The following is a 14,391-nucleotide window of genomic DNA, read 5'->3' on the forward strand; positions in this document are numbered from 1 at the left end:
TGATTTAATTTATGACTAATGCACTCAACCTCTAAGCTGTCCGAAAACGCGCCAACTCTTCACCTGTTTTGGCATCATGGGCGTGAACTGTACATACTAAACAAGAATCAAACGATCGCGCCACATGACCAACTTCTACCGGATCGCTAGAATCGTAAATGGGTGTGCCAATTAAAGCTTCTTCAATCGGGCCGCGCATTCCATCACCGTCACGAGGGCCAATATTCCAAGTACCAGGCGCAATCACTTGGTAATTCTTAATCTTACCGCCCTCTACTTCTACCCAATGACACAAAGAACCCCGCGCTGCTTCCGTTGCACCCCAACCACGACCATCTTTTTCAGTGGGTTTGATATACCAAGGGTCGTTTAATTTAAATTCGCGTAAACAGTGTTCGGCTTGCCGATATAACTTGACAATTTCGTGAAGTCTTGCCAGCTGACGTAGATGAATACTAGGGCCACCCATTCGTTTGAAGACATCGAGGATGAAGGGGTCATAGTGTTGCCAAGATTCGCCATGTTTGCCACCTGCGACTAATTGACGCGCCAAGGGGCCGGCTTCTAAACGTCCGAAATCTTTGTGCAGGACGGCACTTGCCCAAGAGTAGGCGTTATCTAAGTCTTTGGTATTATTTGCAATGGGTTTAGTGTTGCGATCGCTAGGATGAATATCTCCTGTCCCTTCATCGTACCAGGAGTGAGTTGTATTCTCGCGGGTAAATGACTGATCCATTAAGGTGTGAGTGTGTGTGAAGCTGTCGTACACTCCACTTTTCATGATCATCGCCGCATTTCGTCCTTCGATAGTCGGCTTTTGGTATTTATCTTCATGGGCTAAATATCCCCAAGTGACATATTTACCAACACCAGCGCCATATCTATCTAAACCAATGTCTAAACCCATCCGCCAATAAAAACCTAAGTCGGAATCTCGATGATTTCGGTTTTCATCTAACCAGTCTCTGAAGTCGTCATAAGTCTCGATTTGTTCATAGCGTTCTAAAGAACAACCCAACCACACTGGTTCTAACCAATTGGTACGGAAATATTCTAGAATTGCCCAAGCGCGGGTAATGTCTGTTAAAGTGGGCGCGCACATCACGCCACCGGGAACCATGTAGCTAGAATGGGGCCATTGTCCGCCCAATAGTGCATAAATTTCTACAGGTTTAGCGGAAATTGTTATGCCTAATTCGTAAGATTTGCCTGTGAAAGCAGCAAAACGTCTGGTAGCTTCCTCATAATAGCGACTATTGCGGTATTTCTTATTGGTTAAGTCAATGGCAAACAAACCATAAAAATAGCGGGGGATGCTTTGAATTGTCTCGACAATTTGACCGAGATTTCTCGCCAAAATCGCATTGCGGGGAACTTCTGTTTCCCAAGCTGTATCTAATGCCCAAGATGCACAAGTTAGGTGAGAACCGCCGCAAATACCGCAAATGCGAGGTGTGACAATTAATCCAGCTTGGGGATCTTTACCGCGTAAGATAACTTCAAATCCGCGAAATAATTCAGCGTGTGTCCAGGCGTTGACTACACGTCCATGTTCAATATCGACTCGAACATCTAAATCGCCTTCAACTCTACCGACGGGCGATATGTCTAATGATTGAATTGTCATTTGTCATTTGTCCTTAGTCATTTGTCCTTAGTCATTGGTCATTGGTCATTGGTCATTGGTCATTGGTTTTTCACAAATGACAAAATACTAATGACTAATGACTAAACTGTAAAAAAGTCTTCTTCTGCCCAAGGTGGTGCTGCATCTTTGGCGACCATTGTGAGTAAGGCGTATTCTTTTTTGTTCACCCCTGGCGGTAATTCTTTGGGAACTCCCATTACTGTTTGGGTTTTGAATACGGTTCCTGGTTTGAGGTCAAAGAAAGGAAATTCTGGTTCTGTGCAACCTAAACAAGGCATTCCGGCGCGAGTTTTGGATGAGACGCGGTTCCATAAGATGCGGTTACAGGAAGAATGAGTCATGGGCCCGCGACAACCCAAGTCATAAAATAAGCAGCCTTTACGCTGACCAAATTCGGCGGTTGAGGCTTTGTAGGCAAAGTGGACGTTGCGGGTACAACCTGTTTGGGTATAAGTGTTGAAAAAAGTTTGGGGACGATTTAGTTCATCAAAAGCAATGTCTGCTATCCGTCCAGTAGCGATCGCAACTAATATCTGCGTAATCCAGTCGGGATGGGCGGGGCATCCAGGTATATTAATTACAGGTAATCCGGCTTGCGAAAGGAAGTCTTTCCCTAATAAACCGCCTTCTTGACGTTTGAGAAATTGCAAACCTTCCGATTCGCTGGGGTTGGGTGACATCGCAGGAATTCCTCCCCAAGTGGCACAGTCTCCTACAGCTACGATAAATTGGGCAGCTTTGGCGAGTTCTAGTAACCAATCTTTCATGGGGCGATCGGCAAACCGATTCCATTCACCAGTGCCGTTAGGAGCATTAACAACGCTGCCTTCAAATACCAAGATATCTAAAGGAATTTTGCCAGAAATGCAATCCCACAGCAGTGTTTGCAAGTTTTTGCCTATTTCCAATCCCAAGGATGGATGCCAAAGTACCTTGATGCCAAAATCAGCAATTAAATCGCAGACTGTCGGTTCTTCAGCGTTGAGGAATGACATGGTGTTGCCTGAACAAGCACCACCCTGTAGCCATAATACGTTAGTCATCGGCTAGATATTTTTGTATTGTTCCCATGCATGATGTAGGTGATAATGCTTGTAAAGTCTCACCTGTTTATCAATATTTATTTTTCAATGGTAAGATATTTTTTATCTGATTTACTTTCATTAAAAAAGAATTAATCATTAACAAAAAATTAAATTATCTCAAGCTTCTTTGAAATGGCTATGTGTGTTATATATGTGACACATTTGATAAATGCAAATGGTTTTTAAGTCTTAACGTTAATAATCTCAATATACTTAATTTATCACGTTAAAACTCTTGACTTATTAATAAGAATTACTATCAATTGTTAATCTGCTTGAGGTGATGAGTATTTTCAGCCGTCAGATTTTCATGCAATAATTAAGTCAAAAATAGCAAAATATAGGGGCGCAAGGTTTTATGCCCCATCAGCTATATATCAGTTTTTTTAAGATTTTGATTGTGCAGCTTGCCTAACAACTTGTTCGTCCAAACCTAACGCTTGAGCTATCTGCTCAATACTGAAACCAAACGCTAACAAGTGCGGTATCACTTCTAACTTAGCTTCTAACTTACCTTCTTGTTTAGCTTCTTCAAAAACTTCTTGCTTACCTTGTTTTTTACCTTCTTCAAAAACATCTTGGAAAAATCTAGTTTGCCTCAAGTCATTTAATTCAAACATTTTTCCGATCTCCTCCTGGCTCAATCGCAGCAACTTGTAGATTAATATCGTCTCTATCAAACGCACTGTTAAACCTTCGCGCACCCTATTGTTTTAGGATTTTAGTTGTGCAGCTTGCCTAACAACTTGTTCATCCAAACCTAACGCTTGAGCTATCTGCTCAATACTCAACCCCAGTGCTAATAGCTGGGGTATCGTTTCTAACTTACCTTCTTGTCTACCTTCTTGTTTACCTTCTGCAAAAACATCTTGGTAAAATCTAGTTTGCTTTAACTCATTTGATCCAAACATTTTTCCGATCTCCTCCTGTTTTAGGATTTCGGTTGTGCAGCTTGCCTAACAAGTTGTTCGTCCAAACCTAACGCTTGAGCTATCTGCTGAATACTTAAACCCAACCCTAATAACTGGGGTACGGCTTCTAACTTACCTTCTTGTCTACCTTCTTGTTTACCTTCTTGTTTACCTTCTGCAAAAACATCTTGGTAAAATCTAGTTTGCTTTAACTCATTTGATCCAAACATTTTTCCGATCTCCTCCTGGCTCAATCGCGGCAACTTATAGATTAATATCGTCTCTATCAATTGTATAATTTCCCTAATAGTAGCGACATCTAAAATTTGCTGTCGAGCACTGTTGACTATTTCGATAGCTCTTGTTGTCGCAGTTGATTCAGGTTCGATGATGAGTTTAACTGTCTCTATGCCGATTGATGATGCCTCAATTGAGCTTAATTCGTCAAGATAGACGCGAGTTACTCGTTGTGAGTTGAGCAATTCTGTATATCTTTCGGTATCTCCAGTATCAACACTGCGGTTAGGGTAGATGACAACACCACGCCAATTGTTGGTTAATTCGGTTTTGTCAAGATAGTTAAAGATTTCGGTAAATAAACGTGAATAGAATTTTTTGTCTGATTGAAATTGCACTTCAGCAAAATAAATCGGTAATTCTGGCATATTTGGGAGAAAGACACCATCGATTCTAAACGCCAGTTGTTTAACTTCTACTGAAGAAAATTGGTAAGCACTAGCCAGTTGGGGCGGTTGGTTAATCAGTTCAAAGAAAGTAGTTGGGATACTCTGAAAGATCCGATAGAAGATGCTGTCTGTTTTCAAGGGAGCTTGTTTTACAGTTGATGAATGTATTTTACACTTCGACGATCCCGTGGCGAATATTTAAAGTACACTAAATATTATGTATGTCAATAATTCAATAAAAAATATTTAAATTGTATAAGATAATGATACAAAAAGTATTTAAAAAATATTAGATGTTTAAAGCTGACATTAATATTAGCAATTTCCCCCTAGAATTTTAGAAATAGGGTGTTTTATAGTAAAAAAATTGATTGGGCATGGGGCAAACAGGGCATTGGGCATGGAATCAAATCTTTCCCTAATCCTTAACCTTAGCCCTAGTCTCAGACTAAAAAGGGGAATTCCGCCTAAAGGACTCGAAGCCTGCGTAAATCAGTATGACCCGTGATGAGATGCGATCGCGTGTCTTGATCGTTCATGGGTGTTGACAGACTCAATTCCCAATTGGCTAGAGTACGGCAGAGTTATGACCCCCAGCATTACAGATTCAGCAGTGAAGGCTGCAATTGCAGCTGTTGCATCGGAGTCAGCCTCAGCAGAGGAAAAAATCCAAATGCTGATTGAGATCGCACAGGGTTTTCAAAAAAAGCCCAAAACAGCCCAAGACTTGCGGAATGCAGTTGGCTTATATTACCGGGCTTATGAAATGTGTGGTGAGGAATATCCCCTACTAAAAGCTAGGGCGCAAGTGGGGATGGCAGGAACGTTACAGGCAATACCGGATGCTGATTACCAACTGTTGATGCAAGCGAAAGTAGGTTATGAAGAAGCATTACCGATTTTACAGCAATTGGCAACGCCTCAGGAAGTAGCAGAGACGCAGATGAATTTTGGGCTGGTGTTGCAGTCGCTTGTACCGTTCAATTTGGCGCGGATAACCGACAGCATCCAGGCTTACCATGAAGCGTTGCGGGTGTTTACTTGGGAAGATTACCCCCAGGAATACGCGATTTTGTATAACAATATTGCGATCGCTTACCTTTCTATGCCCCTAGCATCAGAACGGGAATACTTGCGTCAAGGGTTAGCTGTGCAATCATTTGAGGTAGCACTAAAGCATATTAATTTGATTGACCATCCTAGAGAATATGCGATGTTGCAAAACAACTTAGGTAACGCTTTGCAATATTTAGTGAGTTCCCATCCTGTGGAAAATAACTTAAGAGCGATCGCGGCTTATGACGAAGCGCTAAAAGTTCGTAATCTCAAAGATACACCTCTAGAGTATGCTAACACAATTTCAAACAAAGCCAACGCCTTATTCAACTTACCTGACGACTCAGAAAAACCAGAACTTGGAAATCCTAAAAATCTCTCGCAAGCATGTATTTACTATCAACAAGCTTTGGAAATATTTACCCAAAACCAACAAATGGGACAAGCAGAGATAGTAGCTCAAGCCCTACAAGATATTGAAGCAGAAATAGTTAATAGGGAATAGGGCATTGGGCATTAGAAATTGGCTATTCTCCTTGTCCCCTTGTCTCCTTTATCCCCCCAACTTCCCCAATTATCACGAAAAAAAAACAGTATGAGAGATATTTTAACAAACCCTTCTCTGAGAGATTTTCTCACAAGTTTAGCAGATGGTGACTTAAACATAGTAACAGAATTAGTCTGGATAGTCATAGCAACAGCCTTATCTATGGTTGGTGGTGCTATTGGTGGAATGCTGTTAGCTGGGAAAGATATCGGCTATCAGTTTTCAGCAATGCTTGGGGCATTATTTGCCCCTGCTGGTGTAATTCCTGCTATTGTATTAGGGCTTGTAATCCTAAATTTATTGACAAACTATTAGGAGTAGATATGTTAGAAATTGGCTGGTTTTCTGCCAAGTTATTTTTCAAAGGAAAATTACTGCGCGATCCAATGTATTTTATTCAGCGAACTGCTATTGCTACTGCTGTAGGTTCGTTACTACTAGTGTTGTTTGCACAAATCGATATTCCTTTCTACTTACCAATAACATTATCTAGTCTATTGACAGGCTTGATTATGCCATTTCTTCTCAAAGATTTCAAAATGAAGTAATTTTTCATTAGTCATTTATGAATAACCAATGCCCCAGGCCCAATGACCAATGACAAACCTTGAAGAATTAGTTCAGGAAATTAACCGCTTTGAGGCAATTATATCAGAGTGGGATGAAAGCCAACGGTGTGTAGCAGTTGGTCTAAAAAGAGCAATTGAAGCTTTACACAAAGCAGCATTGACTAATTTAATTAAAAGTCTCAAGCAAGAATCAATGTCAGCTTTGCGTCATGCTGTTAATGATGAAGTAGTATACGCAGTGCTACTTTATCACGAACTAGTAAAACCACCAAAACCACCATTAGCACAGCGAATTCAAACAGCCCTTGAAGAAGTTCGCCCAGGTTTAAAAAGCCATAATGGGGATGTAGAACTAGTGGCAATTAAGCCTCCAGATATGGTAGAAGTCAAATTAATAGGAACTTGCAGCAATTGTCTGGCTTCTACTTTGACTTTATCTCAGGGAGTAGAACAGGCAATCAAAAATCATTGTCCCGAAATTACCAGAGTAGTTGCGGTCAATAACCCTATAGGTAACAACACAACTTCTGGTTTAATCAGTCCATTTTCTTCCAAAATAACTTCTACTTGGATCAAAGTGGCGACTATTGAGCAAGTTCCTGAATTTAGTGTATTGGCAGTACAACTTGCTGGTAGTTCATTAATTTTACATCGTCAAGGTATTACAGTAAGATGTTACCGTAATGCTTGCACTCATCTAGGATCTGCCCTAGATCAAGGTAAAGTTGAAAATGGTATTATTACCTGCCCCTCCCACGGATTTCAGTACAAGTTAGAGACAGGTGAATGTTTAACAGCACCTGATGTTTCACTTGAGTCGTATCCAGTAAAAATTAAAGACGATAAGGTTTTTGTGAAACTGCAACAATTATAATGCGAAGGTGACAAATCAGCAAATATACTTGGTAATTAGAAAATCACAGCTATTTTAGTTTTTTATATCAGTAGTTCGCACATTCACTTTCGCCTTGTGTGTAAGCAAAAGCTCTTAATGCTTTATCAATATTCTATAATCTTTTCTGATTTGTGTAATTTATTTGTTCATTTTAAGGTTTTGAAAAAGCAAAATGAACTTTGACTTACTCCAAATAAGCTTTGACTTACTCATTTTGGTGTTTTCCACAAGCAAAACTAACTTTGACTTACTCCAAATAAGCTTTAACTTACTCATTTTAGTGTTTTCCGCAAGCAAAACTAACTTTTACTTACTCATTTTAGTGTTTTCCGCAAGCAAAACTAACTTTTACTTACTCCAAATAAGCTTTGACTTTCTTTTTTCAGTACATCGCGTACTCATGCCAAATATTCCTGTATAACAAAAGCTATTGTATGTGAGATATAATTTTTCAAGATTGATTAATAAGGAAGTATTTTAAAACTTTTCACTTAATTTAAAAAATATAATGAAAAATCGCTATTATTGTTACACGCCGATTAATATTAATATTTTAAAATAATTATCAGCGTCTATCTGCGGTTCATGGATATCCCAATCATAATTAATCCCAGATCACAATTACCGCTAGAAGCAACAGAAATTTCTCAACATTTACCTCTATCACCTCAAGGTGCAGAGGTAATTTTAGGCAACATTATTGAACCAGAACAATTAGTCATACCTGTAGCACCCAGTCCCGTAACAATGTTTGGGCCTCGTGGTGCTTGTTTGTTATCAAAAACTGGCCCTTTATGGGTATCAGATACAGGACATCATCGATTATTAGGATGGAAAAAATTACCTACAAGAGATAGTCAACCTGCTGATTGGATAATTGGACAACCTGACTTTTATCATGAAGGACAAAATGCTAAAAGTACACCGGGAAGCGCAACCTTAAGTGTACCAACTGGAATTTGTGCTTGTGGTGAAGGGTTAGCTGTTGCAGATGCTTGGAATCATCGAGTTTTAATTTGGAAAAACTTACCACAAGATAACAATGTTCCAGCAGATTTGGTGTTAGGACAAGCTAATTTTATTGATAATAAACCAAATCGAGGAAGTCAACAAGCATCTGCCAAGACAATGCATTGGCCTTATGGTGTTTTTTATCATCAAGGACGGCTATTTATTGCTGATACAGGTAATCGCAGGGTATTAATTTGGCATCAATTACCAATAGAAAATGGTCAACCTGCTGATTTAGTTTTGGCACAACCAGATATGATATCTCGCAATGAAAACGGTGGTGCTTCTCCAACCGCAGTGAGTATGCGTTGGTGTCATGATATCACTCTTTGGGGAGAAGATTTGGTTATCAGTGATGCAGGTAATCACCGAGTGATGATTTGGCAGGGAATACCAACAGAAAATAATGCCCCTTGTGCAGTAGCTTTAGGACAAAAAAGCTTTGATTTTGTGGAAATGAATCAAGGAGTTTATTATCCTAGTGCTAGTAGTTTGAGTATGCCCTATGGTGTCGGGGTAGCTGGAGATTGGTTAGTGGTTGCAGATACTGCTAATTCCCGGTTGTTAGGATGGAGAAAACCAGAATCAATTTTCTCACTGCAAGGTGTAATGGCAGATGGGTTGGCAGGACAAATAAATTTTCAAAGTAAAGGTGAAAATCGGAATTTTGGACTACCTAAACGAGATAGCTTAAATTGGTGTTATGGGATAAAAATTTGTGGTGATACTGCGGTAATAGCTGATTCTGGAAATAACCGAATATTACTGTGGCAGTTTAATAATTCGTAATACCTGCAAAGCGGGAAGCAAGCTACATAATTCGTAATTTTGGAAAGTCAGATTTATATGGCGACTGAAGAAATTAGAGTTGGCGGTACTGTTCAAGGAGTAGGATTTCGCCCTACCGTCTATCGTTTTGCTAAAGCCTGTGGTTTGACTGGAGATGTTTGTAATGATGGTCAAGGTGTATTAATTAGGGTATCTGGTAGTGAGGAAGCAATTACAGAGTTTGTTGCCAGATTGCAAACAGAATGTCCACCGTTAGCAAGAATTAATCAACTAACTAGAACTCCTTATGAAGGTGAATTGAAATTTGATAATTTCGTGATTTCTAGTAGTGTCAGTAATGCCATTACAACAGAAATTACCCCTGATGCAGCCACCTGTCCACAGTGTCAACAAGAAATATTCGACCCCTTTAGCCGCTTTTATCGCTACCCCTTTACTAACTGTACTCATTGCGGCCCCCGCCTGAGTATTATTCGTGCCATTCCTTATGACAGATGCAATACCAGTATGTCTGCGTTTGCCATGTGTTCAGAATGTGCAAAGGAATACCACGATGTCGAAAATCGCCGTTTTCACGCTCAACCTGTAGCTTGTCATGTTTGTGGCCCCGCAGCTTGGTTAGAACGCGCTGATGGAAAATCGGTTACTGCTTCCATGTTTTCGATGTTGGATGATGTCGATGCTGTTTGTACCTTGTTGCAAAAAGGTGAGATTGTGGCAATTAAGGGGTTAGGTGGTATTCATCTAGCTTGCGATGCAACACAGGAAACCGTTGTACAAAAACTACGTCAGCGAAAAAAGCGCTATCATAAACCCTTTGGTTTGATGGCGCGGGATATTGAAGTAATTGAACAATATTGTATTGTCAACGCCAAAGAAAAAGAATTATTAACCAGTTCTGCTGCACCAATTGTTTTATTACAGGCTTCAGATAAAAAACAGTTAGCATCGTCAGTAGCATCAGGGCAAAATACTCTTGGTTTCATGCTACCTTATACGCCCTTGCATCATTTAATTCTGCGGCGGATGAATCGCCCAATTGTTTTAACAAGTGGCAATCTTGCTGATGAACCACAATGTATTGATAATGACGAAGTAAGGGAAAAATTAGGGACAATTGCTGATTATTTTCTCTTGCACAATCGGGAAATTATGAATCGGGTAGATGATTCAGTTGTACGTGTTCTAGGTGATAAAGTTCAAACAATTCGCCGTGCCAGAGGATATGCACCAGCATCAATTAGTTTACCACTGGGATTTCACAAAGTACCGCAAATTTTAGCAATGGGCAGTGAGTTAAAAAATACTTTTTGCCTATTGCGTGAAGGAGAAGCAATTCTCTCCCAACATCTAGGAGATTTAGAAAATGCTGCCGCTTTCAACGCTTACCAAGAAAATTTAAAATTATACTTAAATTTATTTGAGCATCAACCAGAAGTAATCGCCATTGATAAACATCCTGAATATCTCTCAAGCAAACTTGGTAAAGAACTCGCGGACACAAATAAAATCAAAATTTATCCCATTCAACATCATCACGCCCATATCGCCGCTTGTATGGCAGAAAATGGGATTCCCTTAAATTCACCTCCAATATTAGGTATTGCTTTAGATGGTTTAGGTTACGGCGATGATGGTACACTCTGGGGTGGAGAATTTCTTTTAGCAGATTACCGAAATTTTAAACGACTAGCAACATTTAAATCAGTAGCAATGGTTGGTGGTGAACAAGCAATTTATCAGCCTTGGCGTAATACTTATGCTCAATTAGTAGCTGTTAACCTGTGGGATGATTGCGAACAAAAGTATGCTAATTTAGAAATATTTAAATTTTTGAAAAACAAGCCACTTAAGCTACTCAATCAACTTATAGATAAAGGAATTAACTCTCCTCCAGCTTCTTCAGTAGGGCGATTGTTCGATGCAGTGGCAGCAGCTATCGGTATTTATAGAGACGAATGTAGCTATGAAGGACAGGCTGCGATCGCAATGGAAGCTATAGTAGATGTTAGTAGTTTAAATAATGATAAAGAAACACCAATATATCCTTTTAATTTTATTTTTTCAGATAGTATTTATTGTATAGACCCACGTCCAATGTGGCTAGCCTTGCTCGATGACTTACAGCATCAGATTCCACAACCAGTTATGGCAGCCAAATTTCACAAAGGTTTAGCGAATGCCATTGTGCAAATGGTTAAACATCTTAGTCAAGAAAATCTGATTTATCAGGTAGCATTAACAGGAGGAGTACTTCAAAATTGTATATTGTCAGAGGAAATTAGCAAACGATTACAAATATTGGGAATAAAAGTACTTACTCACAGCTTAGTACCAGCTAACGACGGCGGGTTATCTTTAGGACAAGCAGTGATTGCAGCCGCACAATTAATACATGAGTCTTGATATTTGACAAAATTGTTCTTAGAAAGAATTCTCTGTGCGTTATTTACGCCTCTGTGGTTAATTTATCTTAAAAAATAAAAATGTGTTTAGGAATCCCCGGACAAATTATAGAAATTACCAACGTTAACCATAAATTAGCTACAGTTAACATTGGTGGTGTTAAGCGCGAAGTAAATATTGCTTGTATTGTAGATGAACAACATCCCCCCGAAGCTTGTATTGGTAATTGGGTGCTAGTACATGTTGGCTTTGCGATGAATCGAATTAACGAACAAGAAGCGGCAGAAACATTACAACTGTTCCAAGAATTAGCAGCAGTAGAAGCAGGGATTAGTACGTGAAGAAGGTTGGAGGCAGGAGGTTGAAATCTAGATGAGGCAACGCGATTTGTTAAAAAAACCCTCTACTACAAAAGCGAAATTAACAGATACATAAAACTCACTACTCCTCACTTCCTATGAAATATGTTGACGAATTCCGCGAACCGGAAAAAGCTGAAGCTTTATGCCGCGAAATCGCTAAATTATGCCATCGACTAGAAAAACCTATCAAAATCATGGAAGTATGTGGCGGACATACCCATTCTATTTTTAAATATGGTATCGAAGAAATTTTACCCCAAGCTATTGAACTAATTCATGGGCCTGGTTGTCCGGTATGCGTGATGCCAAAAGGGAGATTAGATGATGCGATCGCAATCTCTCAAAATCATAACGTCATTTTTGCCACCTTTGGCGACGCAATGCGAGTTCCTGGCTCCAAAACAAGTTTACTACAAGCCAGGGCACAAGGTGCAGACATCCGTATGGTGTACTCTCCCCTAGATAGCCTACAAATTGCCAAAGATAACCCCGACAAAGAAGTAGTTTTCTTCGCATTAGGCTTTGAAACCACAGCCCCCAGCACCGCCTTCACCATCCTGCAAGCAGCAGCCGAAGAAATTCATAACTTTAGTATGTTTTGCAATCACGTCCTGGTGATTCCCGCCCTCAAAGCATTATTAGATAATCCTGATTTACAACTAGATGGATTTGTTGGGCCTGGACATGTCAGCATGGTAATTGGCACTGACCCATATCAATTTATTTCCCAACAATATAATAAGCCAATTGTTGTTTCAGGATTTGAACCCTTAGATATTCTCCAATCGATTTGGATGCTATTGCAACAGCTAGTAGAAAATCGTTGTGAAGTTGAAAACCAATATAACCGAATTGTAGAAAAAAACGGGAATACAGTAGCCCTACAAGCCATAAATAAAGTTTTCGCCGTGCGAGATAATTTCGATTGGCGCGGCTTAGGTGACATTCCTTATTCAGGATTACAAATTAAACCTGAATATGCCCAATTTGATGCCGAACTTAAATTTACCATTCCCAACCTCAAAATAGCCGACCATAAAGCTTGTAAGTGTGGAGAAATTCTCAAAGGAGTCTTAAAGCCTTGGGAGTGCAAAGTATTTGGTACAGCTTGCACACCAGAAACACCAATCGGTACTTGCATGGTATCTTCCGAAGGTGCTTGTGCAGCCTATTACAAATACGGGCGACTCTCCACTATTGCCAAAAGAACAATCACTGAAAAACCAAAAATAACTCAAGAACCCCTCCCCGCCTGCGGCTTCTCCTCAGACTGATAATACTCCGCCTACCTCTGCGCTTAAAAAAAGTTTAATATGAATATTTTCCCCATAAACTCAATACAAAATTCTCTATTTCAAAAAATAGAAAAAGTTCGTCGTCACCAAAGCAAAGTGCGAGATACTCATATAACTCTCGCACATGGCAGCGGTGGTAAAGCCATGCGTGATTTAATAGATGATATCTTTGTCAGCAATTTTGATAACCCAATTCTCTCGCAACTAGAAGACCAAGCCAGCTTTAACTTAGCCAGTCTCATGCAACAAGGAGACAGACTTGCATTTACTACAGATTCCTATGTTGTAGACCCCTTATTTTTTCCCGGTAGTGATATAGGGGAACTAGCCGTTAACGGCACAGTTAATGATTTAGCGGTTAGCGGTGCTAAACCTTTATATCTAACTTGTAGCGTCATTTTAGAAGAAGGATTACCAGTAGAAATATTACGGCGTGTCGCAGCCAGTATGAAAACAGCTGCGAAAAAAGCTGGTGTTCAAATTGTTACTGGTGACACAAAAGTTGTACATCGCGGTGCTGTCGATAAACTCTTTATTAATACTGCTGGTATTGGTATCATCCCGCAAAGAGTTAGTATTTCCGCCCACAATATTCAACCTGGAGATACTATAATAATTAATGGTGAAATAGGCAATCATGGAGCAGCAATTTTAATTGCCCGTGGCGAATTAGCCTTAGAAACCGATATTGCAAGTGACTGTCAACCATTACATACTTTAGTAGAAACTATTCTCCATGTGTGTCCTCAGATTCATGCTATGCGAGATGCCACACGCGGTGGTTTAGCTACAGTTTTAAATGAATTTGTCCTCAGTTCCAATGTAGGAATTCGTCTTTTTGAAGAATCTATCCCAGTGCATGAAGAAGTCAACGGAGTTTGTGAAATTCTCGGTTTAGATCCATTATATTTAGCTAATGAAGGTAAGTTAGTTGTAGTGGTGGCAGCTAAATATGCAGAAACTGTTTTATCTGCGATGAAATCCCACCCAGCAGGCAAAGATGCTTGTATTATTGGCGAAGTTATTACCTCACCTCCAGGTATCGTATTGTTAAAAACAGTTTTTGGTGCTGAAAGGATTGTTGATATGTTAGTAGGCGACCAATTGCCACGAATTTGTTAATTTTTAATA

Annotated in this window: 13 protein-coding genes and 1 pseudogene; 9 read left to right on the forward strand and 5 right to left on the reverse strand. The window is 39.8% G+C overall.

The annotated features are described in order from the left end of the window. Positions 1–31 precede the first annotated feature (31 nt). The 5 genes and pseudogenes from V7K56_RS09720 to V7K56_RS09740 all read right to left on the reverse strand — a co-directional run bounded on the left by V7K56_RS09720 (position 32) and on the right by V7K56_RS09740 (position 4,468). On the reverse strand, positions 32–1,627 hold the full coding sequence (locus V7K56_RS09720) for a nickel-dependent hydrogenase large subunit (RefSeq protein WP_334909893.1): 1,596 nt from the start codon (positions 1,625–1,627) through the stop codon (positions 32–34). A gap of 101 nt (positions 1,628–1,728) precedes the next feature. Next, on the reverse strand, positions 1,729–2,691 hold the full coding sequence (locus V7K56_RS09725) for a hydrogenase small subunit (protein WP_334909895.1): 963 nt from the start codon (positions 2,689–2,691) through the stop codon (positions 1,729–1,731). A gap of 428 nt (positions 2,692–3,119) precedes the next feature. Beyond that, complete coding sequence (locus tag V7K56_RS09730) at positions 3,120–3,353, reverse strand: hypothetical protein (RefSeq protein ID WP_334909897.1); 234 nt, start codon at positions 3,351–3,353, stop codon at positions 3,120–3,122. Positions 3,354–3,446: 93 nt separating this feature from the next. Next, positions 3,447–3,668 (reverse strand): annotated as a pseudogene (locus V7K56_RS09735) (Rpn family recombination-promoting nuclease/putative transposase); the annotation flags it as partial. Next, positions 3,665–4,468, reverse strand: a complete 804-nt coding sequence (locus tag V7K56_RS09740) for an Rpn family recombination-promoting nuclease/putative transposase (RefSeq protein WP_334909901.1) — start codon at positions 4,466–4,468, stop codon at positions 3,665–3,667. The pseudogene V7K56_RS09735 and the gene V7K56_RS09740, both read right to left, overlap by 4 nt. A gap of 448 nt (positions 4,469–4,916) precedes the next feature. Here V7K56_RS09740 and V7K56_RS09745 point away from each other — a divergent pair, with 448 nt between their 5' ends. The 9 genes from V7K56_RS09745 to hypE all read left to right on the forward strand — a co-directional run bounded on the left by V7K56_RS09745 (position 4,917) and on the right by hypE (position 14,382). Beyond that, positions 4,917–5,891: a hypothetical protein gene (locus V7K56_RS09745; RefSeq protein ID WP_334909903.1), complete on the forward strand. Its 975-nt coding sequence runs from the start codon at positions 4,917–4,919 to the stop codon at positions 5,889–5,891. Positions 5,892–5,981: 90 nt separating this feature from the next. After that, the gene (locus tag V7K56_RS09750) at positions 5,982–6,248 is read left to right on the forward strand and encodes a hypothetical protein (RefSeq protein WP_334909905.1); all 267 of its coding nucleotides are present in this window, start codon (positions 5,982–5,984) and stop codon (positions 6,246–6,248) included. Positions 6,249–6,256: 8 nt separating this feature from the next. Beyond that, complete coding sequence (locus tag V7K56_RS09755; protein WP_334909907.1) at positions 6,257–6,481, forward strand: hypothetical protein; 225 nt, start codon at positions 6,257–6,259, stop codon at positions 6,479–6,481. Positions 6,482–6,530: 49 nt separating this feature from the next. After that, positions 6,531–7,376 (forward strand): NifU family protein, encoded by an 846-nt coding sequence (locus V7K56_RS09760; protein ID WP_334909909.1) that lies wholly within the window; start codon positions 6,531–6,533, stop codon positions 7,374–7,376. A 606-nt stretch (positions 7,377–7,982) separates the two neighbouring features. Further along, positions 7,983–9,197 (forward strand): hypothetical protein, encoded by a 1,215-nt coding sequence (locus V7K56_RS09765; protein WP_334909911.1) that lies wholly within the window; start codon positions 7,983–7,985, stop codon positions 9,195–9,197. A gap of 57 nt (positions 9,198–9,254) precedes the next feature. Next, positions 9,255–11,603 carry a carbamoyltransferase HypF gene (hypF, locus tag V7K56_RS09770; protein ID WP_334909913.1) on the forward strand — a complete coding sequence of 783 codons (2,349 nt, stop codon included), beginning with the start codon at positions 9,255–9,257 and terminating at the stop codon, positions 11,601–11,603. 80 nt (positions 11,604–11,683) lie between these two features. After that, a complete protein-coding gene (locus tag V7K56_RS09775) occupies positions 11,684–11,944 on the forward strand; it encodes a HypC/HybG/HupF family hydrogenase formation chaperone (protein ID WP_334909915.1) in 261 nt (86 codons plus the stop codon). A 116-nt stretch (positions 11,945–12,060) separates the two neighbouring features. After that, the gene (gene hypD / locus V7K56_RS09780) at positions 12,061–13,239 is read left to right on the forward strand and encodes a hydrogenase formation protein HypD (RefSeq protein ID WP_334909917.1); all 1,179 of its coding nucleotides are present in this window, start codon (positions 12,061–12,063) and stop codon (positions 13,237–13,239) included. Between the two features lie 39 nt (positions 13,240–13,278). Next, entirely contained in the window at positions 13,279–14,382 is a 1,104-nt protein-coding gene (gene hypE, locus V7K56_RS09785) for a hydrogenase expression/formation protein HypE (protein WP_334909919.1), read from the forward strand. The last annotated feature ends 9 nt before the right edge of the window (positions 14,383–14,391 follow it).

Origin of the sequence: Nostoc sp., from assembly GCF_036917535.1 — a bacterium.
GTDB lineage: Bacteria > Cyanobacteriota > Cyanobacteriia > Cyanobacteriales > Nostocaceae > Nostoc.

What these genes read in the sequence shown, in the direction of transcription:
- V7K56_RS09720 (WP_334909893.1), bottom strand. Translation starts at nt 1,627, where the DNA reads ATGACAATTCAATCATTAGACATATCGCCCGTCGGTAGAGTTGAAGGC.
- V7K56_RS09745 (WP_334909903.1), top strand. Translation starts at nt 4,917, where the DNA reads ATGACCCCCAGCATTACAGATTCAGCAGTGAAGGCTGCAATTGCAGCT.
- V7K56_RS09725 (WP_334909895.1), bottom strand. Translation starts at nt 2,691, where the DNA reads ATGACTAACGTATTATGGCTACAGGGTGGTGCTTGTTCAGGCAACACC.
- V7K56_RS09730 (WP_334909897.1), bottom strand. Translation starts at nt 3,353, where the DNA reads ATGTTTGAATTAAATGACTTGAGGCAAACTAGATTTTTCCAAGATGTT.
- V7K56_RS09755 (WP_334909907.1), top strand. Translation starts at nt 6,257, where the DNA reads ATGTTAGAAATTGGCTGGTTTTCTGCCAAGTTATTTTTCAAAGGAAAA.
- V7K56_RS09760 (WP_334909909.1), top strand. Translation starts at nt 6,531, where the DNA reads ATGACAAACCTTGAAGAATTAGTTCAGGAAATTAACCGCTTTGAGGCA.
- hypF (WP_334909913.1), top strand. Translation starts at nt 9,255, where the DNA reads ATGGCGACTGAAGAAATTAGAGTTGGCGGTACTGTTCAAGGAGTAGGA.
- V7K56_RS09775 (WP_334909915.1), top strand. Translation starts at nt 11,684, where the DNA reads ATGTGTTTAGGAATCCCCGGACAAATTATAGAAATTACCAACGTTAAC.
- V7K56_RS09750 (WP_334909905.1), top strand. Translation starts at nt 5,982, where the DNA reads ATGAGAGATATTTTAACAAACCCTTCTCTGAGAGATTTTCTCACAAGT.
- hypE (WP_334909919.1), top strand. Translation starts at nt 13,279, where the DNA reads ATGAATATTTTCCCCATAAACTCAATACAAAATTCTCTATTTCAAAAA.
- hypD (WP_334909917.1), top strand. Translation starts at nt 12,061, where the DNA reads ATGAAATATGTTGACGAATTCCGCGAACCGGAAAAAGCTGAAGCTTTA.
- V7K56_RS09765 (WP_334909911.1), top strand. Translation starts at nt 7,983, where the DNA reads ATGGATATCCCAATCATAATTAATCCCAGATCACAATTACCGCTAGAA.